This is a genomic window from Actinopolyspora mzabensis (assembly GCF_900101095.1).
Lineage (GTDB): Bacteria > Actinomycetota > Actinomycetes > Mycobacteriales > Pseudonocardiaceae > Actinopolyspora > Actinopolyspora mzabensis.
This window is the reverse complement of sequence record NZ_FNFM01000004.1, coordinates 301,559-325,153: the sequence shown is the minus strand read 5'-3', so window position 1 is coordinate 325,153 and position 23,595 is coordinate 301,559. Positions and strand designations below refer to the sequence as shown.

Here is a 23,595-nt window from a genome sequence, read left to right as displayed (position 1 = left end):
GGTACGACATCACGCCGCCGACTGCGGATCGCACTCGGATGCGGACAGCACGGCCCCGCAACTCGTAGAGTGGCACCGTGACGACGCAACGGGAGATCGCCGCGGACCTCGGGTTGCCGATTCATCCCCCGAAGGTGGAGATTTTCGATCTGACCGACCGGACGAACACCGACGCCAAGCAACGGGTGCGTCGGGTGGACGAGTACCGAGCGGAACCGTTCGGGCTCTACATGGCACGCCCCATGATCGACCACCCCGATCTGGATTACCTCGAGTCCTGGCTGCTGCCCGGCCTGAACCTGCGGATCAGTGACTACCGAGGAAGGCCGGGACGCGAGAGGAACCAGGACTTCTACGTCGACATAGTGCGAATAGAGCCGGGCGAACACCGCTGGCGCACCGTCGACCTCTACCTGGACGTCGCCGTCAGGCAACGGCAGGACGCACGGGTGCTGGACAGCGACGAGTTCGTCACGGCGCTGCGGGCGGAGCTGTTGGACGACGAGACCGCGCGCCGCGCGATGGACACCACCCACCGGGTGGTGGACGGGCTGGCCCGGCACGAGTACGACCTGCCCGCGTGGTTGCACACCCTCGGTATCGAGCTGAGCTGGCGGCACACCGGTTGACGGAACCCGGGTGCGGCAACACGTGTCCGCCCCTCGGAACAACCGCCGAACTTCGTAATCCGCCGAACGAGATCCGAACGTGACGTCTACAACATTCAAAAGTTACGTAACGGATTCATATTGTTGATCATTTCACAGTTTCCGTGCGGCTATGGTCGAGTTCGTGGGTTCGGTGATCACTCCTCAACACGTTGAAGTCGTCGATGTCGCCAGTGGGCAGCGGCACCTGGGCTCCGGGATCACCCAGCAGCTTGACGACTGCCGTCTCGAGCGGTGGGGGTTGTGCCTGGAATGCAACACGCCCGACGACCCCGTGCACGGCAGCGAGGTGACCTGGTTACTGCCCGGCCTCGGGCTACGCCTCACGCGCTATCGGCCCCGCAGCAGACACGCCCGTCCGGACGGCAGCCTGCTGACAGCGGCCCGGATCGAACGGGACGCGCGTTCCTGGATCACGACGGATCTGCTGCTGGGGCTGGAGGTGCCCGAGCACGGCGCCGCTCGCATCGTCAAGTCCGAGGAGTTCGCCGCCGCGGTCAGCGACGGGATGCTCACACTAGAGGAAGCAGATCTGGCGGTGTGTACGGTGCACCGAATCTACGAGGAGATCCGGCTGCACCGGGATGTCGAACAATGGTTGGCCTACCGAGGCGTGTTCACCGCTTGGTAGCCGAACACGGCGCTGGTACCGGCACTCCGGAACCTATCGAGCTCCCGGAATCGACTCGGCTTCCCGTCAGCACGGTCGCCGGCGGGCCGTGGACGACTCACAGCGGCGGTGGCTGCCATCCGATCTCGGAGGCCCACCGCTCCGCCCGGGGCAGCGCCTGCTCGAACCAGGGTCGTTTCGCCTCGACGTAGCGGCGGGTATCGGAATCGGAGCCGAACCGTGCCGCGAGGTCGCGCTTGAGTGAGGCGTACTCCCGACGAGCCCCGTCATCGGCCCGCAGCCAGGCCGGCAGCAGCAGTGCGAACCGCCAGTTGGCCGCACCCGCGACCCGTAGGTGCAGCTTCGCTCGCAGCCCCGGGTCGGCGGAGACGTGGGTGCGGTTGCGCCACTGCTCCGGATCCGGCTGAGGAGACTGCACATCGTCCGCGGCGGCGTCGGGCCGTACCGGCATCCCGGCTTCGGCCAACGGCTCGGCGATCGCGTCCGCCTCGGCGATACTCCGCACGGTGAGCTGCAGGTCGATCACGTCGTTGGCGGGCAGGCCGGGCACCGAGGTGGAACCGACGTGATCCACGCGCAACGCGGAATCACCGGCGGTCTTGGAGATTCTTGCCAGCAGCCTGCTCGCTCGGCGCGGCCATTCCGGGTCAGGGTCGACGATTCGGGGGCCGGTGAGCGGTAGCGGGCTACGAGAGCGGATGTTGGCCTCGAAGGGCACGAGCCGCTCCCGCCAGAGCTCGTCCACGCTCGACCGGATCCGGTCCAACTCCGCACCGTTGTCCAACCAGATGTCGGCAGCGTCCCTGCGCTGCGCCTCGCTCGCCTGCGCCCCGATACGTGCCCTGGCGTCCTCCTCCGGCAGCCCGCGCTCGACCAGCCGCCGCACTCGCTGCTCCACCGGAGCATCGACGACGACCACCAGGTGGTAGTCGGCCTGGTAACCGTTCTCCACGAGCAACGGGACGTCGTGAACCACGATGGCGTCGGCACCGGCTTCGGCCATCAGCTCGGCGGTCCGTGCGGCGACTCTGGGGTGAACGATGCCGTTGAGGTCGCTCCTGGCGGACTCGTCGGCGAAGACGAGGCGTGCCATGGCGGCACGATCCAACGCGCCGTGGTCATCCAGCACCTGGGACCCGAAGCGGGCGGTTATCTCGGCCAACCCCTCGGTTCCGACGGCCACCACCTCCCTGGAGATCCGGTCCGCGTCGATGACGCGAGCGCCGTGTTCGGCCAACCGGTCGGCGACCGTCGACTTGCCCGAACCGATTCCTCCGGTGAGACCAACGCGCAACATCGGCTTCATCCTGCCAGGCGGTTCACGCCCTGCCGAAACGGTCCGTCGCACGGTGGCGCGAGCCGACCGGTCGACGAAAAACGGCCCCGTCCCTGTTCGCGAACAGGGACGGGGCCGTCGTTGACGGTCTCAGCCGTTCACCGCCGGACTAGCCGTCACGCGCCACCGGAGAGCTTCTCGCGGAGAGCGGCCAGCTGAGCATCGCTGGCCATCGCACTCGGCTCCTGCTCTTCCTCCTCGGCGGGAGCAGCGGAGGTGTAGTTGCCCTCCTGCTGCTGCTCCTCCTCGCCACCGGCGGCAGCCGCGGCGGCGTCGGCCTCGGCGGCCTTGGCGACCTGGCGCATGTGAGCCTCGTAGCGCTCGAGGGCCTCGGCGTACTGCCGCTCCCACTCCTCGCGCTGGGTCTCGTAGCCTTCCTGCCACTCCTGGGTCTCCGGATCGAAGCCCTCGGGGTAGATGTAGTTGCCGTCGTTGTCGTACTCGGCGGCCATGCCGTACTGCGTCGGATCGAAGTCCGAGTCCGGCGTGAAGCCCTCGTTGGCCTGCTTCAGCGACAGCGAGATGCGCCTGCGCTCCAGATCGATGTCGATGACCTTGACCATGACCTCGTCACCGACCTGCGCGACCTGCTCGGGAATGTCCACGTGACGCTCGGCCAGCTCGGAGATGTGGACCAGACCCTCGATGCCCTCGTCGACGCGGACGAAAGCACCGAACGGCACGAGCTTGGTGACCTTGCCCGGCACGATCTGACCGATCGCGTGCGTACGGGCGAACTGACGCCAGGGGTCCTCCTGCGTCGCCTTCAGCGACAGCGAGACCCGCTCCCGGTCCATGTCCACGTCGAGCACCTCGACGGTGACCTCCTGGCCTACCTCGACCACCTCACTGGGGTGATCGATGTGCTTCCAGGACAGCTCCGAGACGTGAACCAGTCCGTCGACCCCACCCAGATCGACGAACGCACCGAAGTTGACGATGGAGGAAACAACGCCCTTGCGCACCTGGCCGTTCTGCAGCTGGTTGAGGAACTCGCTGCGCACGGCCGACTGGGTCTGCTCCAGCCAGGCCCGGCGGGACAGCACGACGTTGTTGCGGTTCTTGTCCAGCTCGATGATCTTGGCCTCGAGCTCCCGCCCCACATAGGGCTGCAGGTCGCGGACACGCCGCATCTCCACCAACGAGGCGGGAAGGAAACCACGCAGGCCGATGTCGAGGATGAGACCACCCTTGACGACCTCGATGACGGAGCCGCGCACGGGCTCGTCCTTCTCCTTGAGGTCCTCGATGGTGCCCCAGGCACGTTCGTACTGCGCGCGCTTCTTGGACAGGATCAGACGGCCTTCCTTGTCCTCCTTCTGCAGGACAAGAGCCTCGACAAAGTCGCCGACGGCCACGACCTCGGCGGGGTCGACATCGTGCTTGATGGAGAGTTCCCGGGAGGGGATGACTCCCTCGGTCTTGTAGCCGATGTCGAGCAGGACCTCGTCCTTGTCGACCTTCACGATAGTGCCTTCGACGATGTCGCCATCGTTGAAGTACTTGATGGTCTGGTCGACGGCGGCGAGGAAGTCCTCCTCCGTCCCGACGTCGTTCACTGCGACCTGCGGCTTGGTGGCGGCTGCAGTCGGGACGGTGGTGGTGTCGGTGGACATCAGGTGGGTTGCTCCGGTACGGGTAGGTCGGTTGTCGAGTCTCTAGGTTCTCATGCACCCGGATCGGCTCCGCACGGACCACCCCCTGCTACCGCCGAGGCACCCCACGGGCGGCGGGAACCGCCGTTGACCACACCGACGTTTTACTTCCCTCCGGAAGCCGCAGCTTCCGGCGGGAAGCAGCACGTGCGGTGGCTTCCCGCGCGGTGTTTTTTCCGAGAATGACCGCTTCCGGAACGAATCCCGAAGGCGGACGGACCACGCGAAAACGGACTGCTCCGGCGCCGTGCGGTAACACTGGCCCTGGCGGAGACAGACCCCTGGTGCGAGCGATAGCGTACCCGTCTCGGCGATCGTGGGGCAAATCGCCCGGCGGTTCCCGAAAGCGATCGGCATCGGTACGCACCGCACACCACACGAGCCCAGGGAGGCGACCGTGACCAATCCCACCCCCGATCCGACGGGCCAGGCGGCGGAGTCGCAGCACAGCAACGCCGAGAGAATTCTCGGGACGATCGGGGTGGCCAACCGCGCGGCCGGAGCGACTGAGTCCCGTTCGGCGAGCAGGATGTGGTGGGACGCCGACGCGGACGACTACCAGGCCGAACACGGTTCGTTCCTGGGGGACACCGAGTTCGTGTGGTGCCCGGAACGACTCAGGGAACGCGAGGCGCGCCTACTCGGCGATGTGGCCGGCTCACGCGTACTGGAGGTCGGCTGCGGAGCGGCGTCCTGCTCCCGCTGGTTGGCCGCCCGTGGAGCACGGCCGGTGGGGCTCGACATCTCCGGCGGCATGCTCGGGCACGCCCTCGCGGGCAACGAGCGCAGCGGGATTCACGTCCCGGTGGTACAGGCCAGTGCCGACATGCTGCCCTTCGCCTCCGACTCGTTCGACATCGCCTGCTCGGCGTTCGGCGGGGTGCCGTTCGTGGCGGATTCGGGGGCCGTCATGCGTGAGGTGGCGCGTACGTTGCGCCCCGGAGGACTGTGGGTGTTCGCGGTAACGCACCCGATCCGCTGGGTGTTTCCGGACGACCCCGGCCCCGAGGGGCTCACCGCCGTGGGCTCCTACTTCGATCGCAGTCCCTACGTGGAGATAAACGGCACGGGCAGGGCCACCTATGTCGAGCACCACCGAACCCTGGGCGACTACGTCACCCAGCTCGACGAAGCGGGTTTTCGGCTCCGCGGCCTGGTGGAACCGGAGTGGCCCGACGATCTCACCGAGACCTGGGGCCAGTGGAGTCCGCTGCGCGGCAGAACTCTGCCCGGGACCGCGATCTTTCGGTGCGAGCTCGTGACTTGACGAGCTGGCCGACGTCTCTCGTGGCGCGGGCATCTCGCCCATCGGAACATGGCAGCACAACCACCGGAATCCCACGAAGGAAGCGCAGCAGGGTCGTGACCAGCGCTCAGGAACTACTGGAAATTCAGCAGGCGAGGTTTTGCCGGTTGGATCCGGCACTGCCGGAGGCCTACCCGTTACCGCGCGGTGGCGAGCCGGTGATGGCTCGGTTGCGCGGTGGCGAGCCGGTGGCGGGACTGACGGCGCACACCAGTCAGCCACCGGGGTCGCTGGCGAGCCTGTGGTCGACCGCCGAGACCTACGAACTGTTCCCGCTGCTGGGCGATGCCCCGCGGGAGGGCATGGACGCACTGCTGCACGCGCTGCGCCGGCAGCTCGGCGAGCTGGGGGCGCAGGAGCAAGACTCATCCTGCCTGGTCACCTGGCCCAGCAGGGACGTGGCGGCGACTCGCGCCCTGCTGGACCACGGTTTCGTCCCGTTGTCGTGCCTGGCGATACGAACACCCGCGACTACAGTAGATACGAAACTGTCTGGTACCGTAAAGATGCGCCGGGCGGAGCCCGCCGACGTGGACAGTGTCTTGGAGCTGGCGATGGCCGAACTCGAGTACGCCACCCTCGTCGGTGCCTCCGTTCCGCGCTCCGGCGCGGCCGGACTCAAGCGCGACGCCGTGTCGGTCCGACTGCGCACGAAGAGCGGACCACGCGGGATTCGCCGCGCGGACGGCGCCGCATCCGGCGATCCGGTCTGGTTGGCCGAACGGGACGGGAGCCCGGTCGGACTGGCCGAGTGCGGCTGGGTCGACGCCGACAACCACCACAGTGGACACCGGCTCGGCAACGGGCTCTGGGGTTACGTCAACTGCCTCTCGGTTCGCGAGGAGGAGCGGGGCACCGGCATCGGGCGAGAACTGATGTCGTTGGTGCACGACGACTTCGCCGCCGCGGGCGCGGTGGGCAGCTATCTCTACTACAACCCGGCGAACCCGTTGTCCCCGGTGTTCTGGCACCGCAGGGGCTATCGCCCGCTGTGGACACTCTGGGAGATCAGACCGGCAACCGCGCTTCGCTGAGAGCCGCGGCGATGGGTGTCGGTCGCTAACGCGAAAGGCACGCCGAGTCGTGGAGATCGTCGCAGCGGGCGCCGGAGTCACCGGGCCACACGGGACACTGCTCGAACCGACCTCCCTGCGGGCTTCGTCGGGAGAACTGCGGCTGGTATCAGGACCGCCGAGATCCGGGCGCACCGCACTGGCCCTGCTGCTCGCGGGCAGACTCCGCCCCGACTCGGGGACGGTGCTGCGGAACGGACGGCGAGCACCCGCCGAGCTGCGCGGAACCGTGGCCGTCGTCGACGCACCCGGTGTCACCGAACCGGAGGGCAGCGTCGAGCTGCGCGAGGTGGTCGCCGAAGGTCTCGGGATCGCCGGACGGCGCTTCGGCGGACAAGCGGTTCGCGACTGGCTCGCGGAACGCGGTCTGCGGCAGCAGGCCAACCTCAGGTTCGAACGGGTTCCCCCGCACTGCCGCACGCGGCTGCTGCTGGACCTCGCTCGCGAGGCCCGGGGTGTCGAGGCACTCGTACTCGACTGCCCGGACCGACACGGCGGCGAGGCGATCAGCTGGTACGGCGCCGCGCAGGAGGCGGCCTCCCAAGGATATGCCGTCGTCGCGCTGTGCTCACCGCACACCGCCATCGAGCTCGACCACATCCCGGCGCGTATCGGCACGGACAACGACTTGCCCCCGTCGCCGCGGCGAACCGACCAGCCCACCGATTCCGACCTGTCCACCGATTCCGTGGCGAACGTCGACCCCGGCTCGTTCTGAGGAAATCAACATGACCATGTTCCGGCTGGCACGGACCGAGCTCCGTCGACTGACCTCCGGCAAATTACCCAAGCTCGCCCTGGTGGCTGTCACGCTCGTGCCGCTGCTGTACGGCGCGATGTACATCTACGCCAATCTCGACCCCTACGAACGTCTGTCCGCCGTTCCAGCCGCCGTCGTAGTCGCCGACGAAGGAGCCGATACGGAGGACGGCAGCGGACTCGAGGCCGGCGAGAGGGTCTACGACCGCCTCGTCGAGTCCGGGGACTTCGACTGGCACCGGGTCGGTGCGCAACGGGCGACCACCGGGGTCTCGGCGGGGCGCTACACGTTCGCGCTGGTGATCCCGAAGGACTTCTCGCGTGCGCTGCGGTCACCGAGCGATTTCGACCCGAGGCAGGCCCGGCTGCGGCTGGTGACCAACGACGCGAACAACTATCTGGTGGGCACCATCGCCGACCGGGTGGCCACCCGGGTCCAGCAGTCGGTGGGCTCCGACGCGGGCAGCGACGCCGCCCGGCAACTGCTACTGGGACTGAGCACGGTGCACGACCGAACGGCACGAGCGGCCGACGGCGCGGGGGAACTGGCGAACGGTGCGGGCGAGCTCGACGCCGGGTTGGAAAACGCCAGGCGGGGCGCCGAAAAACTGGCGACGGGCAACCACGAGCTGCTCGAATCACAACGGAAGCTGGCCGACGGCTCCGCGAGGTTGGCCGAGGGCTCGGGTCGGGTCGCCGCGGGCAGTCAGCGGCTCGCCGACGGGGTGGACGAACTGCGCGAGAAGACCGCGGACCTTCCCGCCAAGAGCGAGGAACTGGCCGAAGGCGCCGAACGGGTCGCGGCGGGCAACGCCGAACTGGCCGCCACGGCCGAACGACTCGGCGGCACCTCGCAACACATCGTCGACAAGTTGGACGGGGCCAATGAGCGGATCGCGAACCGCCTGCGGACGCTGGGGCTCGGCGAGGGGGAGATAGCGCGAATCACCGGCACGCTGGACGAGCTGAACCAGCCACTCGACGAGACCAACAGCCGGGTGCAACAGCAGGTTTCCCGGGTGAACGAACTCGCCGACGGTTCCGCGCGGGTGGCGCGCGGAGCTCGTCGACTGGCCGACAGCGCCCCGGAACTGGCCAACGGCGTCGAGCGGCTCGACGCGGGCTCACAGCGGGTCACCGCCGGGGCGAACGAGCTCGATCGAGGGCTGGGCGAACTCGTGGAGAAGCAGCGCCAGGCGGTCTCCGGAACGGAGAAGCTGGCCGGAGGCGCCGACGAGTTGGCGGCGGGAACGAACAGGCTCACCAACGGTGCCACGGAACTGGCGACGGGCTCGGACGAACTGGCCGACAAACTGGCGAACGGAGTGGACGAGATCCCGAACCCGGACAGCGGAGCGCGAGAGGCCACGGCCGAAACCATCGGAGACCCGGTCAAGGTGAGCGAACGGGCGCAGACCAGCGCGGGCAGCTACGGCGCCGGGCTCGCGCCGTACTTCATGGGGCTGGCGTTGTGGATCGGCGGGTTCGTGCTGTTCCTGCTGCTGCGGCCACTGTCCAACCGAGCGCTGGCGGGCGGGGTCGCCCCGTGGCGTATCGCGCTCGGTGGCTGGCTCCCGGCGGCGATCGTGGGAACCGTGCAGGCCGTGCTGCTGTACGGGGTCGTCCGGTTCGGCGTCGGGATAGAGCCGGCCAGGCCGGTGGCGACACTGGCATTGCTGGTGCTGACCTCGCTGGCGTTCACCGCCGTGGTGCATTCGCTCAACGCGGCCTTCGGGCCACGCGGCAAGTTCCTGGCACTGGTGTTCCTGGTGCTGCAGCTGGTCAGCGCCGGTGGAACCTTCCCGTGGCAGACGACACCGGCACTGCTGCATCCACTGCACCACGTACTGCCGCTGAGCTACGTCGTGGACGGCCTGCGGCAGCTGCTCTACGGCGGCTCGATGGAGAACGCGGCACACGCGGCAGCGGTACTGGGCAGTTACCTGCTCGGGGGGCTGTTGCTGAGCACGGCGGCAGCGGCACGCCAGCGGGTGTGGACCGCGAAACGGCTGCGCCCGGAACTCGCCCTTTGACGTGGCGCGAACCGTGATGTGACCGGTGATCGAACCGTTCGGGCGGTGGTCTCCGACATGGACCACCGCCCGAACGGTGTCACTGCTCGGGGTGCTGCGAGGGATCGTCGTAACGGGCGACCTCGATCAGGTTTCCGTCCGGATCGCGCAGGTACAACGAGGTGATCGGGCCGTTGGTGCCGGTGCGGACCACGGGACCGGCCTCGATCCGCACGTCGTTGGCCCGCAGGTGCTCCTGGACGTCACCGAGCGCGTCACCGGTCACCAGGCACAGATTCGCCGAGCCGGGGACCGGGTGGGTGGCTGTGGGCTCCACCAGTTCACTGGCGGCGTGCAGTTTGATGGTCTGCTGTCCGAAACGCACCGCGCGCCGTTCCTCCTGGAACTTCACGGGCTCCATACCGAGAATGTTCTCGTAGAAGTCCAGCGCACGATCGACATCGGCCACGGTAAGTACCAGGTGGTCCAGTCTGTCGACGTTGATCATGATCCTCCTTCGCCGACGCCAGGCACACTCCCCCAACACCACGCGTCGACACCGCGGTTTCTAGTGTCGTTCAACTACGTCGGGGCCCCGGCGATTCGTTTCCCCTGATCGAGTGAACAGGCGGAACCCCCGACGTAACCGGTACCGCCGACGCATCAATGAATCCAGGGCAGCCTAACGGCAGCCGTTGATCGCCGAAGCAGCAGGCCGACACGGTTCAGTGTGTGCCCGCCGCGCTCCGGATCGGTAGGGGAAACCGCCCTCCGCGTCGCGGAGGGCGGTTCCGCCGAGCGAGCACCCGACACCCCGACCGGAAACTTCGCTCAGTGGGCGGCCGCGTCCCAGGAGACACCGGTACCGACCGAGACCTCCAGCGGAACGTCGAGTTCGGCGGCCGAGGTCATCTGTTCCCGCACCACACGCCGGACCGCCTCGGTCTCGCCCTCGGCCACCTCGATGATCAGTTCGTCGTGCACCTGCAGCAACATGCGGGAGGCCAGGCCCTCAGCCGTCAACGCGCGGTGCACCCCGAGCATCGCCACCTTGATGATGTCTGCCGCGCTGCCCTGGATGGGAGCGTTGAGGGCCATGCGCTCGGCCATCTCGCGCCGTTGCCGATTGTCGCTGGTCAGGTCCGGAAGATACCGGCGCCGCCCCAGGATGGTGGCGGTGTAGCCGTCCTTGCGCGCGCGCTCGAGGATCTCGTGCAGATAGTCCCGCACGCGCCCGAAGCGGGCGAAGTAGGCCTCCATCTGCTGTTTGGACTCCTCGTTGGAGATCTGCAGCTGCTGGGCCAGTCCGTAGGCGGACAGCCCGTAGGCCAAACCGTAGGACATGGCCTTGACCCGCCTGCGCAACTCCTGATCGACCTCGTCGATGGGGACCCCGAAAGCCTGCGCCGCGACGTAGTTGTGCAGATCCTCGCCGGTGCGGAATGCCTCGATCAGCCCTTCGTCGCCGGAGAGGTGGGCCATGATCCGCATCTCGATCTGGCTGTAGTCCGCGGTCAGCAGGGTCTCGTAGTTGTTCCCCACCACGAACACCTCGCGGATGCGCCGGCCCTCCTCGGTACGGACCGGGATGTTCTGCAGGTTGGGCTCGGTCGAGGACAACCGCCCGGTGGAGGCGATCATCTGGTTCAGCGTGGTGTGAATCCGCCCGTCGGAAGCCACCGCCTTGTCCAGCCCTTCCACCGTGGTCTTGAGCTTGGTGGCGTCCCGGTGCTCCAGCAGGTGCCGCAGGAAGGGGTGCTCGGTCTTGTCATAGAGCCCCTGCAACGCCTCCGCGTCGGTGGTGTAACCGGTCTTGGTCCGCTTGGTCTTGGGCATGCCCAGCTCATCGAACAGCACGGTCTGGAGCTGTTTCGGCGAACCGAGGTTGATCTCCTTCCCGATCACTGCGTACGCGTCCTCGGCAGCCTGCTTGACCCGTGCGGAGAACCTGGACCCCAGTTCGGCGAGCCGATCCTGGTCGACCGCGATCCCCGCACTCTCCAGATCGGCCAGCACCAGCAGCAGCGGCAGTTCCAGATCGGTGAGCAGCCCGCGATTCTCGATCGCACGCAGCTGCTGGTCCAGCGCGTCGGCCAGTTCCAGCACCGCCTTCGCCCGGGTCAGTTCCGCGGCGGCGGCGTTCTCCCTGAGCTGCTGTTCGTCCTCCAGCAGTGAGAGCTGACCGCTACCGCCGCCCTGGTCGACGGTGAGATCACGCTGCAGGTAGCGCACCACGAGGTCGGGAAGGTCGAAGGAACGCTGTCCCGGACGAACCAGGTAGGCGGCCAGTGCCGTGTCGCTGTTGAGCCCCCCGAGCGACCAGCCACGGTCGCGGATGGCGTGCAGCGCCCCCTTCGCGTCGTGTGCGGCCTTGGGGACGGCCGAATCGGCCAACCACTCCGCGAACGCCGCATCGTCGTCCGAGGTCAGCGCGGTGACGTCGACGTAGGCTCCCTGCCCCGCAGCATTGACCACGGCGATCCCCGCGAGATCACCGCCGTTCCGGGACGAACTCCCGGGACAGGCCAGCCCCACGCGTGAACCGTCCCGGGCGTGACGCTCCAGCCAGGTGCGCAGCGTACCGGGTTCGACGATTCCACCGGAGACCTCGAATCCCTCTACGACCTCCGGTTCCTCGGTGGACAGGGTGGCGAACAGTCGGTCACGCAGAACCCGGAACTCCAGATCGTCGAACACCCGGTGCACCGCGTCCCGGTCCCACTGCCCCATTCGCAGGTCCTCGGGCCCGGAATCGAGCGCGACGTCGTCGACCAGCTGAGTCAGCTGCCGGTTGAGCAGTACCTGAGCGATGTTGTCCCGGAGCTTCTCCCCGGCCTTGCCCTTTACCTCGTCGGCCCTGTCGACGAGGTCGGCGAGCGAGCCGAACTGCTGTATCCACTTGGTGACCGTCTTCTCGCCCACACCGTCGATCTTGGGAAGGTTGTCGGACGGATCGCCGCGCAGCGCGGCGAAGTCGGGATACTGCACCGGGGTGAGCCCGTACTTCTCCTCGACCGTCTCGGGCGTGAAACGGGTCATCTCGGAAACGCCCTTGCTCGGGTAGAGCACGGTCACGTCCCCGCTGACCAGCTGCAGCACGTCCCGGTCCCCGGTACAGATGCTGACCCCGAAACCGGAGTTCACAGCCTGTCCGGCCAGGGTCGCGATAACGTCGTCGGCCTCGTAGTTCTCCCTGCTCAACACCGGTATGTTCAGCGCACCGAGCACTTCTTGGATCAGGCTCACCTGGCCGCGGAACTCCTCAGGGGTGGAACCGCGGTTGGCCTTGTAGTCGGGAAAGGTCTCGGACCGGAAGGTTTGCCGCGACACGTCGAAGGCCACCCCGAGATGTGTGGGCTGCTCGTCCCGTAGCAGGTTGATCAGCATCGAGGTGAAGCCGTAGACCGCGTTGGTGTGCTGTCCGGTGCCCGTCTGGAAGTTCTCCTTGGGCAGTGCGTAGAACGCTCGGTAGGCCATGGAATGGCCGTCGATCAGCAGCAGGCGTCGGTGCTCGGATGCCATCACGGCATGCGAGTCTAGGCTTACCCCCCGACAGAGGTCGCGCGCAGGGCAGGAGTTCGAACAGTGACCGAGAACACCGATATCACGTCGCTGAACGGTGCGGAAGCGCTGGAGGCGACGGCGACGGTTCCGCCCGAGGAACAGCTGGGAAACCGGATGGGCATAACGGTGACCGAGTATGCCCCTGATCGTGTGGTCGGAACCATGCCGGTGGCGGGAAATCGGCAGCCCTACGGGCTGCTGCACGGTGGCGCCAACGCGGTGCTGGCCGAGCAGCTCGGCTCCATCGCGGCGGCGCTGCACGCGGGAGCGGATCGGATCGCGGTGGGGTTGGAACTGTCGTGCACCCACCACCGGGCGGCGACCGACGGCACGGTGACCGGGGTGGCGACGCCGCTGCACCGGGGTGGTGCCACGGCCACGTTCGAGATCGTCATCACCGACGAGTGCGACAAACGTACCTGCTCGGCACGGTTGACCTGCGTGCTGCGCGACAAACCGCCCGCGAACTGAAGCGGAGCCGGAGCGGACACAGCGCCCCGATCCGGGGCCTGTGCTCCGCGGTCGAGCTGCTTCACCCGGAAAGCGTCAGGCCGCCCTGCGGCGGACCCGGTGGTTCGAGCGGGCGCGGTCCTTACGTGGTCATTCCCCCGGATCCATGCTGTCGAGCACGGCCTGGGCCACGGCCTTCATCGTGGTGCGCCGGTCCATGGCGGTTCGCTGCAACCAGCGGAACGACTCGGGCTCGGACATTTCGTGGTTGCTCATCAGCAGCCCCTTGGCGCGCTCGATCGTCTTCCGCGACTCCAGCCGCTCGGAGAGATTCGCCGCCTCGGCCTCCAGTGCCTGCACCTCGGTGAACCTGGAGACCGCCAGCTCGATGGCGGGAACCAGATCCCGCTTGGCGAAGGGTTTGACCAGGTAGGCCATGGCTCCGGCCTCCTTGGCCCGCTCCACGAGGTCGCGCTGGCTGAAGGCGGTGAGGATCACCACGGGGGCGATACGCTCGCCCGCGATGGAGGAAGCGGCCTCGATGCCGTCCATCTTCGGCATCTTCACATCCAGAATCACCAGATCGGGGCGCAGTTCCTCGGCGAGCCGCACCGCCTCCTCCCCGTCACCGGCCTCACCGACGACCTGATATCCCTCCTCGCGAAGCATCTCCACCAGATCGAGCCTGATCAGCGCCTCGTCCTCGGCCACGAGCACGCGGTGCTGAGTAGCGTTCGTCGCACTCGCCGCGTTCGGGTCCTCGGCAGCCGGCGTGGTCACCGGATCCTCCTGGATGAGTCTCGGGTCTGCCGATGCGGTCGCATCGGAGACTGCAGCTTATCGTCCTGCGCACCCCCGCCACAGCGGCAGGGGCCGCACGAACGGGCCCTCAAGTCGGGCGTGCCAGGCAGGCGAGGTGAGAGGATTCCACCGGACGGAGCAGCTCGGCCCGGCCGGGCCGCACCGGGGAGCGGCGCCCCGAGCGGAGAGCACGAAGAGGGCAGCACACCCCGCTGTCGGGCAATGATCACCCCTGTCGTATGCTGTACGCAGCAGCGGCCCCCGTAGCCCAATAGGCAGAGGCGGCGGACTCAAAATCCGTGTAGTGTCCGTTCGAGTCGGACCGGGGGCACCCTTTACAGCAGCCGAAAACAGCCGCTGCGCTGGCGCGATGCGAACAGCGGCCGATCACGGGGTCTGCGGTTGTGCCCGGCGATACACGGCACTCTGCGGGGGTTCGCGGCCAATGTGCGGACACGAAATCAGCGTCTACTCTCCAAGCGCTCGTCGAATACAGTGCTTCGCTTTCTCCGCTGCCCGCTCAGCACCTCGGTGTAGATCCGGAGGAGCACGCTGACGCTGTCCCCGTCGGCCACTTGGGTGGGCGGAACTCCGATGACCGGCCGGGCGAACACGGCGGCATCCCGAAGCTCACAGCTCCTCGAAGCACTGTTCCCACAGCCACTTCGGTGGCCCGTACACCGCACGCACGGTCAACTCGGTTATCTCCCCTTCGGCCGTGGCTCCGAACGGATTCCAGCGAATCACTGTTTCCTCGTTCTCATCCGTTCCCCAGGGCCGGGTCGAGCTGCGCCACATCCCGTCATCGAGTGTGTTCATCAGGCCGTCCAGCACTCGACGGTGATCCCTTTCGAAGGTATGCATCGACGCCTGTGCTCGGTACTTACCGGCACCACTCGTACATGTCTCCTCGGGAATCAGCCACGTCTTCTCGGCGGAGACACGCGGCCGGATATCCTCCAGCAGGTTCCGAAGCGCATCCTCGGCAACAGCGGTGTGGGAGCAACGCACCTCGGCGGTGACAACGAGCCAGACCTGCCCCAGGACATCCTGCAAGCCACTGAACACTTCGACAAATTCGGATAGCTGCTCATCGGTGAAGTCGCCCTCCGGCAGGTCGTCCTCCTCGAGGTCCTCATCCGGCTCGAATCGCGAGGTGTTGTTGTCGACGATTCCGAGCGGGTCGGCACCGAGCCGCACGTAGATCCCCTCTAACCACCGGGCACCCGTCGAATTCCCCAGAACTTGTGGGTTCCGCACCACTCCGATCGATTCGCGGGGCCACTGCTCGACGGTCGCGCTGTCCTCCGGAATCCCGAAGAAACGGGCCGTGTCCCGAACCGCGGCCAGCATTCGCTCTTCCCGAGTCGTACTCGCGTCGCTCGCGACGGTGCCGAGCAGCGCCGCATGGTAACCGTCCTCCGCACGAGCACCGGCCGGTAGTAGTTCGAGCGCTTTCCCGTCCAGCTCGCGCAGCGGCTGTCGTATCAACCCTGCGGCGGTGGTCAGATCCGCGGCCGCGAGCCACAGCTGTGGGCGAACCACTATCTCGTCCGGCTGGTTGCCGACATCCGGGAAGACCGAATGCACCCGCCCCGAATCGTAGGTCTCACGTCTTCGGAACGGGTACTCCGCTTCCGGGTAATCCGCACGTGCGTACGACGCGGTGAAACCCGATATCGAGGATACGGTCACACCCATTTTCGGAAAGAACCGAGGTGGCGCCACGAGATCGGCGAAGACTTCGTCCTCGTCATCCCCCTCGTCCCCGATGGTCCTGTACCGGTCTTCCGAGAATCTGAACTTCTCGAGAGCCGGATAAGCGGCGGCGAGGAACGAATCGCCGATCGAGGACGAAGAATCACGGGACGTCACCGAAGTAACGACGGAACTGTAATTCGGCCCGTCCTCCTCGAGTCCTCTCGATTCCACACGAAGCGTCGAGCACTCCAACATCTCGGCGATCGAACAAGATCTGTCCAGTGCTTCGAAGATCGTGTCGGCATCGACATCCAAATGGACCGAAGTCACCACGTCGTTTTCGTCGAAGTGCATTCTACCCTCGAAGCACTCCACTCGCTCCGCCTACCGTGTTCACTTTCCCGGCGCCGTTGTTCACGCGGGCCAACGTATACCGGCCGGTACGTGGCGAGCAAAGCATTTCGGGGAGCCGCGCACCGGACACCGGGTGCCCCTCGACCCGATGACCGGTTGAGAGGTAGGCTCAAAATTGGACACTCGCCCAAGACGAATGCCCAAAACGATCGGGAGAAGCAGCGGGGTGAAGACATGGCCGCGACGGCTAAGGAACGGGGGCGTGAGGCGCGTGAACGGTTGCTGCGCGCGGCGGCGGAGCTGATCACCGAACGCGGCTGGACCGGAGTGACCACTCGCGCGGTGGCCGAGCGGGCCGGAGTGACCGCCGGAATAGTGCACTACCACTTCGACTCGGTGGACGCGCTGCTAGCGGAAACGGCCGTCGGGACGATGCGTGCGGCAACCGCATGGCTCGAGACAGCCCTCGAACAGGTGGGCAGCGCGGACGAAGCGCTGACGACCCTGCTTGCCGCGCTGGATTCCTACGGTGGGAACGATCCGGAATCGGTGTTGTTCGTGGAGGCGTACCTCGCCGCTACCCGTGATCCCGGCTTGCTGGAACGGATCAGCGCCGTGCTCACCGATCTTCGCAAGGCACTGGCCGACCGATTCATCGAACACGGAATCACCGATGCCGAAGCCAGCGCCGCGGTAGTGGTCGCGAGCCTCGACGGTCTGATGCTGCACCGCGACCTGAACCCCGCGCTTACCACCGGGACCGTACGAGCCGTGCTGCGCAGGCTGCTCACCACCGAGCAGGACGGCGAGGGCAACCGACACGAGGAAACCGCCGACGAGGGCGCGCGCACCGAGAGGGGAGACCGATGGTGAAAGCGATCATCTGCGGAGCGGGCATCGCCGGACTCACCCTGGCGCGACGACTGAACACTCTGGGCTGGCACGTGGTGCTGTTGGAACGAGCACCCGGTCCGCGCACGCAGGGCTACATGATGGACTTCTTCGGTCCCGGATACGACGCCGCCGAGGCGATGGGGTTACTGCCGAGATTGCACGAACTCGGCTACCAGGTCTCGGAGGCGTGTTTCGTCGACCGTGACGGCCGGACCCGCGCTCGGCTCGACTTCGAGCGGTTCTCCCGGGCGATGAACAGTCGCATGGTGAACATCCTGCGTCCGGACCTGGAACTGGCGTTGCGGGAGAACCTTCCCACCGAAGTGGACCTTCGGTTCTCGATCGGTCCCGTTCACGTCGACAACCGTTCCGACGGAGTGAGGGTGACGCTGAGCGACGGTCGGGTGCTGCACGCGGATCTGCTGGTCGGCGCGGACGGTGTTCATTCCACGGTACGAACGCTGGTCTTCGGCGAGGAACGAAACCACCTGCGGCATCTCGGTTTCCACACCGCCGCGTTCACCTTCCACGCCCCCGAGATCCACGCCCGCCTGGCGGATCGATACTGCCTCACCGACACCGTGGACCGCCAGATCGGACTCTACGGCCTGCGCGGCGAAAAGGTCGCGGTGTTCGCCGTCCACCGCACGAGCGATCCCACGCTGCCCACCGACCCGCGCGCCGCACTGCTCGACAACTACGGTTCCCTCGGTTGGGTCGTTCCCACCGCGCTCGCCCGCTGCCCCGCTGCCGAGGACGTGTACTACGACCAGGTCGCGCAGATCGAGACACCCCGCTGGCACAGCGGTCGCGTGGTGCTGGTCGGTGATGCCTGCCACGCCGTCTCGCTGCTGGCGGGCCAGGGTGCCTCGCTGGGGCTGGCCGGTGCGTACGTACTCGCCGAGCGGCTGCGGCGCGCCGCATCGATCGAGGAGGGAGCCGAAGAGTACGAACGGCTGTGGCGACCAGTGGTCGAGGAGAAGCAGCGGACCGCACGCAGCGGTGTGCGCTGGTTCCTGCCGCACACGACCACGCAACTGGTGATGCGCCGCATCGCGCTCGGCCTGGCTCGGCTGCCCGGCATCGCCCGCCTGGTGGCGCGCTCGCAGACGGGCAAACCGGTAACGACCATCACCGAGCTCGAGCGGCAGTAGGGAATCACGGGTTACTCGGCACGGTGTTGAGCGATGCGCGGGACGCGGAGACCGCGAACACGAGGGAGACACGGCGGGCCACGCAGGTGTCCGGGCCGGTGACGGAAACCCCTGGAATGCCCGTTGCCACGAGCGGATCGACTTCGGAAAGGACCCAGTGAGCCGGCACGAGCCCACTCCCCCGCCAGCAGCGCAGCCACAACCACGTCTGATGCGTCGGGAGGGTGTGCGGCGCTCCGAGGTCGGGGCGATCGAGCTCCTCTTCGACCTGGTCTACGTCTTCGCGATCGTCCAGGTCTCGCACGCGCTGCTGTCCCATCTCAGCTGGGTGGGAGTGCTGCAGGCGGCCCTGCTCTTCGGGGCCGTTTGGTGGGCCCGGAACTACTCGACCTGGGCGATGAACTGGTTGGATCCGAGCAGCGGGCTCGTGCGGGTCCTCAACGGACTGCTGATGCTCGCGGCGCTGGGCATGTCGCTCGGATTGCCACACGCCTTCGCCGAGGACGGCCTGTAGTTCGCCCTTTGTTACGTGGGCGCCCAGGTCGGGCGCGCGGTGTTCATGGCCGTGGCGCTGCGTGGGCACGTACTCGGGAAGAACTACACGAACCTGCTCGCCTGGAGCGCTTCGGCATGCGTGCTCTGGCTCGTCGGCGCGTTTCTCGACCCCACCGCACGACTGGTCGTCTGGCTGGTCGCACTGGTCGTGGACGTGGCGGCTCAGCGATTCGAGTTCCGCTTCCCCGGGCTGGGAACGGCGCCGATGCACACCTGGCCCACCGATCCGGAACACCTCGCCGAGCGCAACCGTGGCGTGTTCATCATCGCGCTCGGTGAGTCCATCCTGATCGTGGGATTCACGCTCCCCGAACCGGAGCCGATCACCGTCCGCGCGATCGTGGCCACCCTGCTCGGTTTCGTCGGACTGTTCGTGCTGTGGTGGGCCTACTTCGCACTGGTTGGACAGGACACGCAGACCAGTCGGGGCGACGCGAGCACCAGTGCGCTGCGTTCCGCGTTCGCCTGCGCTCACGCGCTGATGGTGGCGGGTGCGATCGTCGTGGCCGTCTCGATCGAACTGCGCATCGGTCATGCCGAGGCCGACCCGGCGGTGGTGCTGACCACTGTGGGAGGTCCACTGGCCTATCTGGGCGGCAACATCCTGTTCCTGCGTTCGCGGACCGGTTCGGTGGCCCGTGCCCGTTGCGTGGCTGCGACGGCGCTGGTCGCGGTCGGTGTGCTCGGTCTGGTAGTCGGCCACACGATTCCCTCGCTCGTCGTCGGGCTGGCGACCGTGGCGATCATGGGGACGCTGGCCGTGGTCACCCAGCTCACGTCGAAGTCGAGTTCCCCGGAGACAGCGGCGTAACAACGCCTTTCGGGGCGAGCAGGGTGTGGTCCGGCGGCGGCCAGCGCCGAGCTGACGCAGCGCACTCCCGCGTTCGGCGCTCACCGGGTCGAAGATCCCATACCGCCCGGTTCACGGAGTTCGCCGGCCGATTCGCGAAGAGCCGGTAACCACAGCAGCCCCGCGAGGGGCACTACGCGTTCCCGGACAAGCGTTCGGTGGCACTTCAGCACCATCCGCCACGATCCTCCATTGACGTGATACCGATCACTGTCTACTGTGCTGTCGAAGCGCTTCGAAAAACGGAAGTTCGTTCGGTGCGGATGAGAACAACTTATGCCAACGATCGCCGATCTCGCCCGGCAAGCCGGTACACCGATGAGCACCACCTCCTCCGTTAGTAGCGGAGAACGGTCCGTTCCGGTGAACACGGGCAACCCTGCGGGTCGGGGTGTTCACCGCTGGGCGTACCCGCCACGCCAGGGTTCACGGCTGCCGAGCCCTCCCACTGACGTGAGCACCGTTGAGCTTCCGCCCCAGCGGCGAGGAGAACGGGCCGGTGACCCCCGAGCGCGCGGGAACGCGGGTTCGGCCGCGCCGTCTAGCTCGCTCACCCGAGCGAACGAGACGGCGGAAGCCCGGCACCTCGCGAACGACAGGAACGCCACGGGACCGGAAGAAGGTGGCAACGGTGCGATTACCGGCAAGCATAATCGAATCGCTTCGACGACCTCGTTTCGGACGAAGCGGAATCGACCGTTCGGCGGAAAGCGGGAGGCCCGCGGCGGGATCGGACGACCCCGGGGCCCGCGGCCCCCGTTGGCCCCGTTCGAGAGCCAGGATGATCACACTCGGTCTGGCACTGCTGCTGGTCACCGCGGGCTGCACGGGCGGGGTGAGTTCCCGGCCCGCCGACGTGGTGGTCGAGCTCGACCACTACACCAGCGCCGAGGCCGGTCGCCAGTTCCGCTCGGTACTGGACCGGTGCGCCGAACGGTTCGGGCTGCGCGTCCGCAGGCAGAACGTCCCGGTCGACCAACTGATGCCCAAAGTCCTCCGGGACGCCACGGCCCATTCCCTCCCCGATCTGTTGTTCGTGGACAACCCCGACCTGAAGACCGTGGCCAAAACGGGAGCGCTCACCGAGCTGAGCCAGTACGGACTCAGCGGCGAGGGGTTCTACCCCGGGATCGTCGAGGCCGGTAGTTACCGGGGGAAGCTCTACGGCCTGGCGCCCGGTGTGAACGGCCTCGCGCTGTTCTACAACCGCACCATGTTCGAGCGGGCCGGGCTGGAGCCGCCGGAAACCTGGCAGGAGATGCGGAGTGCGGCCCGGGAGTTGACCGAGGGCTCGACCCACGGGATCGCGTTCTCGGCGATCGCCTCCGAAGAGGGTTCCTGGCAGTTCGAACCCTTCCTGTGGAGCAACGGCGGCTCGCTCGACTCCCTGGACTCACGGCGGCCCGTCGAGGCGCTGGAGTTCTGGTCCGGTTTGGTCGAGGACGGCCTGGCATCGAGATCCGTGGTCAACTGGAACCAGAACGACGTCATCGACCGCTTCGCCAGCGGAAACGCCGCTATGATGATCAACGGATCCTGGGCTTTGTCCTCATTGGACGAATCCGGGGTGGATTACGGCATCGTCACGCTCCCGACACCGAGTCAGGACATCGCCCCGAAGGTGCCGCTGGGCGGTGAGGTCGGCGCGATCCCGGAGACGACCCCGGAACGGCAGCGCGACGCCGCTCGAGTGCTGGACTGCATGCTCGAGCGGGACAACATGCTGGACTGGACGAGCGACCACGCCTACGTACCGGCACGCACGAAGGTGGCCGAACAGTACGCCGCGGAGCGTCCGGTCATGAAACCGTTCGTCGAGGAGGTGGCAACCGGCCGGGCGCGCACCGCCGAACTGGGGCCACGCTACCGCGAGGTCTCACAGGGGTTGGCCGACGCGATCCAGGCCACGATCGCGGGATCGACCAGCCCGCGAAAAGCATTGGAACGGGCGGCGCGCATCGCGGCGAACGCGGACTGACGTCGACGGTGTCGAGTGGATGGTTGCCATGACGACGAATACGCGAACGACGAGCGGAACCAGCGGTCCGCGAGCCACCCGTCGAAAACCGGGCGGCAACCGCGAAGGTCTGGTCAAGTGGACCTTCGTCCTGCCGATGATGCTGTTCCTCCTGCTGTTCTTCTGCTATCCGGTACTGCGGAACCTGGCGATGAGCTTCCAGCAGTGGACCGTCGCCTCGTTCTACGAGGGCGGTTCCCCGTTCGTGGGACTGGACAACTACATCGCGCTGGTCACCGATCCGATCTTCGGCGGGGCGGTGCTGAACACCGCCCTGTTCACCGCGGGATCGTTGTCGTTCCAGTTCGTGATCGGACTGGGACTGGCGGTGTTCTTTCAGCGGCGTTTCCCGCTCAGCGGAACGTTGCGCGGTCTGATGCTGTTGCCGTGGTTGTTGCCGCTGGTGGTTTCCGGGGCGGTCTTCCGCTGGATCTACGACGAGGGTTTCGGGGTGCTCAACCAGCTGCTGCTGGGGCTCCACCTGATCTCGGATCCGATTCCCTGGCTTTCCAGCACCCAGTACGCCCTGACCTCCGCGATCATCGCCAACATCTGGGTCGGTGTGCCGTTCAACCTGGTCATCCTGCACAGCGGACTGCAAGCTGTGCCCGCTTCGCTGTACGAGGCGGCTGCCCTGGACGGGGCGGGGCCGTGGCAACGGTTCCGGATGATCACCCTGCCGCTGTTGCGTCCGGTGATCGCCATCGTACTGATGCTGGGGCTGATCTACACCCTCAAGGTGTTCGACATGATCATGATTCTCACCGGCGGTGGCCCCGCCAACGCGAGTGAAACGCTGACCACCTGGTCCTTCGCCCTGTCGTTCGAGGAGTTCGACTTCGGGCAGGGAGCGGCGGTGGGCAACCTACTCATCGTGGTCGCGCTGGTGTTCGCGTTGTTGTACCTGCGTTCCATCCGGAACACGTTCAGCTCAGGGGGAGAGCGCGGATGACCACCACGCGACGCGTCCTGAACACCGCTGTCGGAATCGTACTGGTGCTCGTATTCCTCGCACCGGTCTACTGGATGGTCAACGTTTCGCTGCAGAGCAGCGACGCGTTGCTGCGGACACCGCCCGCCTGGTTCCCGTTCGACCCGACCTGGAGCGGCTATGCCGAGGCCATCCGCACGCAGGGTTCACATCTGGTGACCAGCCTGGTGATCGCATTGGGCACCGTGGTGTTCACGCTGGTGGTGAGCGCCCCGGCCGCCTACGCCCTCGCGCGGTTCCGGCTGCGCGGCACGCTCGCGCTGGTGCTGGTCGTACTGCTGGTGCAGATGGTTCCCGGAATCGTGATGGCCAACTCGCTGTATCCGATCTTCAGCGGGGTCGGGCTGCTGGACAGCTACCCCGGCATGATCCTGGCCGATTCGACGCTGACCGTACCGTTCGCGGTGCTGATACTGCGCACCTTCATGAGCGGGGTTCCCGGCGAACTGATCGAGGCGGCCCGGGTGGACGGCTGTGGCCAGTGGCGCACTTTCGGCTCCGTGGTGCTCCCGGTGTGCCGCAACGCGGTTATCACTGCAGGGCTGTTCAGTTTCCTGTTCGCCTGGGCGGACTTCCTGTTCGCGGTCAGCTTCACCACCGGCAACACCATTCAACCGATCACGGTGGGGATCTATCGCTTCGTGGGGAACCAGACGACGAACTGGAACGGGGTCATGGCCACCGCCGTACTCGCCTCCATTCCCGCCGCCGTGCTGCTGCTGACGGCACAGCGCTACGTGGCGGCGGGAATCACGGGGGGCGGCGTGAAGGAATGACGTCACGAGGTTCGCGGAAACGGATCGTTCCGCGCTCACCGAGGAGCG

The 23,595-nt window shown here is 67.0% G+C and carries 18 protein-coding genes, 1 tRNA gene and 1 pseudogene; 14 read left to right on the top strand and 6 right to left on the bottom strand.

Features of this window, described 5'->3' with window-relative positions:
• Positions 1-77 precede the first annotated feature (77 nt).
• Positions 78-629: a ribonuclease FAU-1 family protein gene (locus BLR41_RS08600; protein WP_092627455.1), complete on the top strand. Its 552-nt coding sequence runs from the start codon at positions 78-80 to the stop codon at positions 627-629.
• Between the two features lie 151 nt (positions 630-780).
• The gene (locus tag BLR41_RS08595) at positions 781-1,299 is read left to right on the top strand and encodes a ribonuclease FAU-1 family protein (protein WP_245694004.1); all 519 of its coding nucleotides are present in this window, start codon (positions 781-783) and stop codon (positions 1,297-1,299) included.
• A 97-nt stretch (positions 1,300-1,396) separates the two neighbouring features.
• Here BLR41_RS08595 and coaE read toward each other — a convergent pair whose 3' ends face one another.
• Together coaE and rpsA are read right to left on the bottom strand one after the other, a co-directional pair.
• Complete coding sequence (coaE, locus tag BLR41_RS08590; RefSeq protein WP_092627454.1) at positions 1,397-2,596, bottom strand: dephospho-CoA kinase; 1,200 nt, start codon at positions 2,594-2,596, stop codon at positions 1,397-1,399.
• Between the two features lie 155 nt (positions 2,597-2,751).
• The gene (gene rpsA / locus BLR41_RS08585) at positions 2,752-4,251 is read right to left on the bottom strand and encodes a 30S ribosomal protein S1 (RefSeq protein WP_092627453.1); all 1,500 of its coding nucleotides are present in this window, start codon (positions 4,249-4,251) and stop codon (positions 2,752-2,754) included.
• A 436-nt stretch (positions 4,252-4,687) separates the two neighbouring features.
• On the opposite strand from rpsA, the gene BLR41_RS08580 reads away from it, so the two are divergent.
• The 4 genes from BLR41_RS08580 (at position 4,688) to BLR41_RS08565 (ending at position 9,461) form a co-directional block, all read left to right on the top strand.
• The gene (locus tag BLR41_RS08580; protein WP_092627591.1) at positions 4,688-5,557 is read left to right on the top strand and encodes a class I SAM-dependent methyltransferase; all 870 of its coding nucleotides are present in this window, start codon (positions 4,688-4,690) and stop codon (positions 5,555-5,557) included.
• A 95-nt stretch (positions 5,558-5,652) separates the two neighbouring features.
• Positions 5,653-6,630 (top strand): GNAT family N-acetyltransferase, encoded by a 978-nt coding sequence (locus BLR41_RS08575; protein ID WP_092627452.1) that lies wholly within the window; start codon positions 5,653-5,655, stop codon positions 6,628-6,630.
• A gap of 49 nt (positions 6,631-6,679) precedes the next feature.
• Positions 6,680-7,387, top strand: coding sequence for a hypothetical protein (locus BLR41_RS08570; RefSeq protein WP_092627451.1), 708 nt, complete (start codon positions 6,680-6,682; stop codon positions 7,385-7,387).
• 10 nt (positions 7,388-7,397) lie between these two features.
• The gene (locus tag BLR41_RS08565; protein WP_092627450.1) at positions 7,398-9,461 is read left to right on the top strand and encodes a YhgE/Pip domain-containing protein; all 2,064 of its coding nucleotides are present in this window, start codon (positions 7,398-7,400) and stop codon (positions 9,459-9,461) included.
• A gap of 79 nt (positions 9,462-9,540) precedes the next feature.
• Here the strand turns inward: BLR41_RS08565 and BLR41_RS08560 are convergent, their stop codons facing one another.
• Together BLR41_RS08560 and polA are read right to left on the bottom strand one after the other, a co-directional pair.
• The gene (locus BLR41_RS08560) at positions 9,541-9,948 is read right to left on the bottom strand and encodes a VOC family protein (protein ID WP_092627449.1); all 408 of its coding nucleotides are present in this window, start codon (positions 9,946-9,948) and stop codon (positions 9,541-9,543) included.
• 323 nt (positions 9,949-10,271) lie between these two features.
• Positions 10,272-12,962 (bottom strand): DNA polymerase I, encoded by a 2,691-nt coding sequence (polA, locus tag BLR41_RS08555; RefSeq protein ID WP_092627448.1) that lies wholly within the window; start codon positions 12,960-12,962, stop codon positions 10,272-10,274.
• A gap of 90 nt (positions 12,963-13,052) precedes the next feature.
• Between polA and BLR41_RS08550 the strand changes: the two genes are divergently transcribed.
• A complete protein-coding gene (locus BLR41_RS08550) occupies positions 13,053-13,475 on the top strand; it encodes a PaaI family thioesterase (protein WP_342745349.1) in 423 nt (140 codons plus the stop codon).
• A 129-nt stretch (positions 13,476-13,604) separates the two neighbouring features.
• Here BLR41_RS08550 and BLR41_RS08545 read toward each other — a convergent pair whose 3' ends face one another.
• Positions 13,605-14,234, bottom strand: a complete 630-nt coding sequence (locus BLR41_RS08545) for an ANTAR domain-containing response regulator (RefSeq protein WP_092627447.1) — start codon at positions 14,232-14,234, stop codon at positions 13,605-13,607.
• 278 nt (positions 14,235-14,512) lie between these two features.
• Here BLR41_RS08545 and BLR41_RS08540 point away from each other — a divergent pair.
• Positions 14,513-14,586: transfer RNA gene (locus BLR41_RS08540), tRNA-Leu, on the top strand.
• Between the two features lie 299 nt (positions 14,587-14,885).
• Here BLR41_RS08540 and BLR41_RS08535 read toward each other — a convergent pair.
• Positions 14,886-16,310 (bottom strand): hypothetical protein, encoded by a 1,425-nt coding sequence (locus BLR41_RS08535; protein ID WP_143013026.1) that lies wholly within the window; start codon positions 16,308-16,310, stop codon positions 14,886-14,888.
• A 234-nt stretch (positions 16,311-16,544) separates the two neighbouring features.
• On the opposite strand from BLR41_RS08535, the gene BLR41_RS08530 reads away from it, so the two are divergent.
• From BLR41_RS08530 to BLR41_RS08505, 6 genes and pseudogenes are all read left to right on the top strand, one after another.
• The gene (locus tag BLR41_RS08530) at positions 16,545-17,183 is read left to right on the top strand and encodes a TetR/AcrR family transcriptional regulator (RefSeq protein ID WP_092627445.1); all 639 of its coding nucleotides are present in this window, start codon (positions 16,545-16,547) and stop codon (positions 17,181-17,183) included.
• Complete coding sequence (locus tag BLR41_RS08525; protein WP_092627589.1) at positions 17,180-18,358, top strand: FAD-dependent oxidoreductase; 1,179 nt, start codon at positions 17,180-17,182, stop codon at positions 18,356-18,358. Before BLR41_RS08530 ends, BLR41_RS08525 begins: the two co-directional genes overlap by 4 nt.
• Before the next feature lie 211 nt (positions 18,359-18,569).
• A pseudogene (locus BLR41_RS08520) lies at positions 18,570-19,724 on the top strand (low temperature requirement protein A).
• A gap of 820 nt (positions 19,725-20,544) precedes the next feature.
• Positions 20,545-21,741 carry a sugar ABC transporter substrate-binding protein gene (locus BLR41_RS08515; RefSeq protein ID WP_092627444.1) on the top strand — a complete coding sequence of 399 codons (1,197 nt, stop codon included), beginning with the start codon at positions 20,545-20,547 and terminating at the stop codon, positions 21,739-21,741.
• Positions 21,742-21,769: 28 nt separating this feature from the next.
• Positions 21,770-22,732, top strand: a complete 963-nt coding sequence (locus BLR41_RS08510; protein ID WP_092627443.1) for a carbohydrate ABC transporter permease — start codon at positions 21,770-21,772, stop codon at positions 22,730-22,732.
• Positions 22,729-23,547 (top strand): carbohydrate ABC transporter permease, encoded by an 819-nt coding sequence (locus tag BLR41_RS08505; RefSeq protein WP_092627442.1) that lies wholly within the window; start codon positions 22,729-22,731, stop codon positions 23,545-23,547. The genes BLR41_RS08510 and BLR41_RS08505 overlap by 4 nt, the downstream gene beginning before the upstream one ends.
• The last annotated feature ends 48 nt before the right edge of the window (positions 23,548-23,595 follow it).

Bases quoted from the DNA above. Each gene is read 5' to 3' on its own strand.
- BLR41_RS08595 (WP_245694004.1), top strand. From the start codon at position 781: ATGGTCGAGTTCGTGGGTTCGGTGATCACTCCTCAACACGTTGAAGTC.
- coaE (WP_092627454.1), bottom strand. From the start codon at position 2,596: ATGTTGCGCGTTGGTCTCACCGGAGGAATCGGTTCGGGCAAGTCGACG.
- rpsA (WP_092627453.1), bottom strand. From the start codon at position 4,251: ATGTCCACCGACACCACCACCGTCCCGACTGCAGCCGCCACCAAGCCG.
- BLR41_RS08565 (WP_092627450.1), top strand. From the start codon at position 7,398: ATGACCATGTTCCGGCTGGCACGGACCGAGCTCCGTCGACTGACCTCC.
- BLR41_RS08560 (WP_092627449.1), bottom strand. From the start codon at position 9,948: ATGATCAACGTCGACAGACTGGACCACCTGGTACTTACCGTGGCCGAT.
- polA (WP_092627448.1), bottom strand. From the start codon at position 12,962: ATGGCATCCGAGCACCGACGCCTGCTGCTGATCGACGGCCATTCCATG.
- BLR41_RS08535 (WP_143013026.1), bottom strand. From the start codon at position 16,310: ATGCACTTCGACGAAAACGACGTGGTGACTTCGGTCCATTTGGATGTC.
- BLR41_RS08530 (WP_092627445.1), top strand. From the start codon at position 16,545: ATGGCCGCGACGGCTAAGGAACGGGGGCGTGAGGCGCGTGAACGGTTG.
- BLR41_RS08515 (WP_092627444.1), top strand. From the start codon at position 20,545: ATGATCACACTCGGTCTGGCACTGCTGCTGGTCACCGCGGGCTGCACG.
- BLR41_RS08510 (WP_092627443.1), top strand. From the start codon at position 21,770: ATGACGACGAATACGCGAACGACGAGCGGAACCAGCGGTCCGCGAGCC.
- BLR41_RS08505 (WP_092627442.1), top strand. From the start codon at position 22,729: ATGACCACCACGCGACGCGTCCTGAACACCGCTGTCGGAATCGTACTG.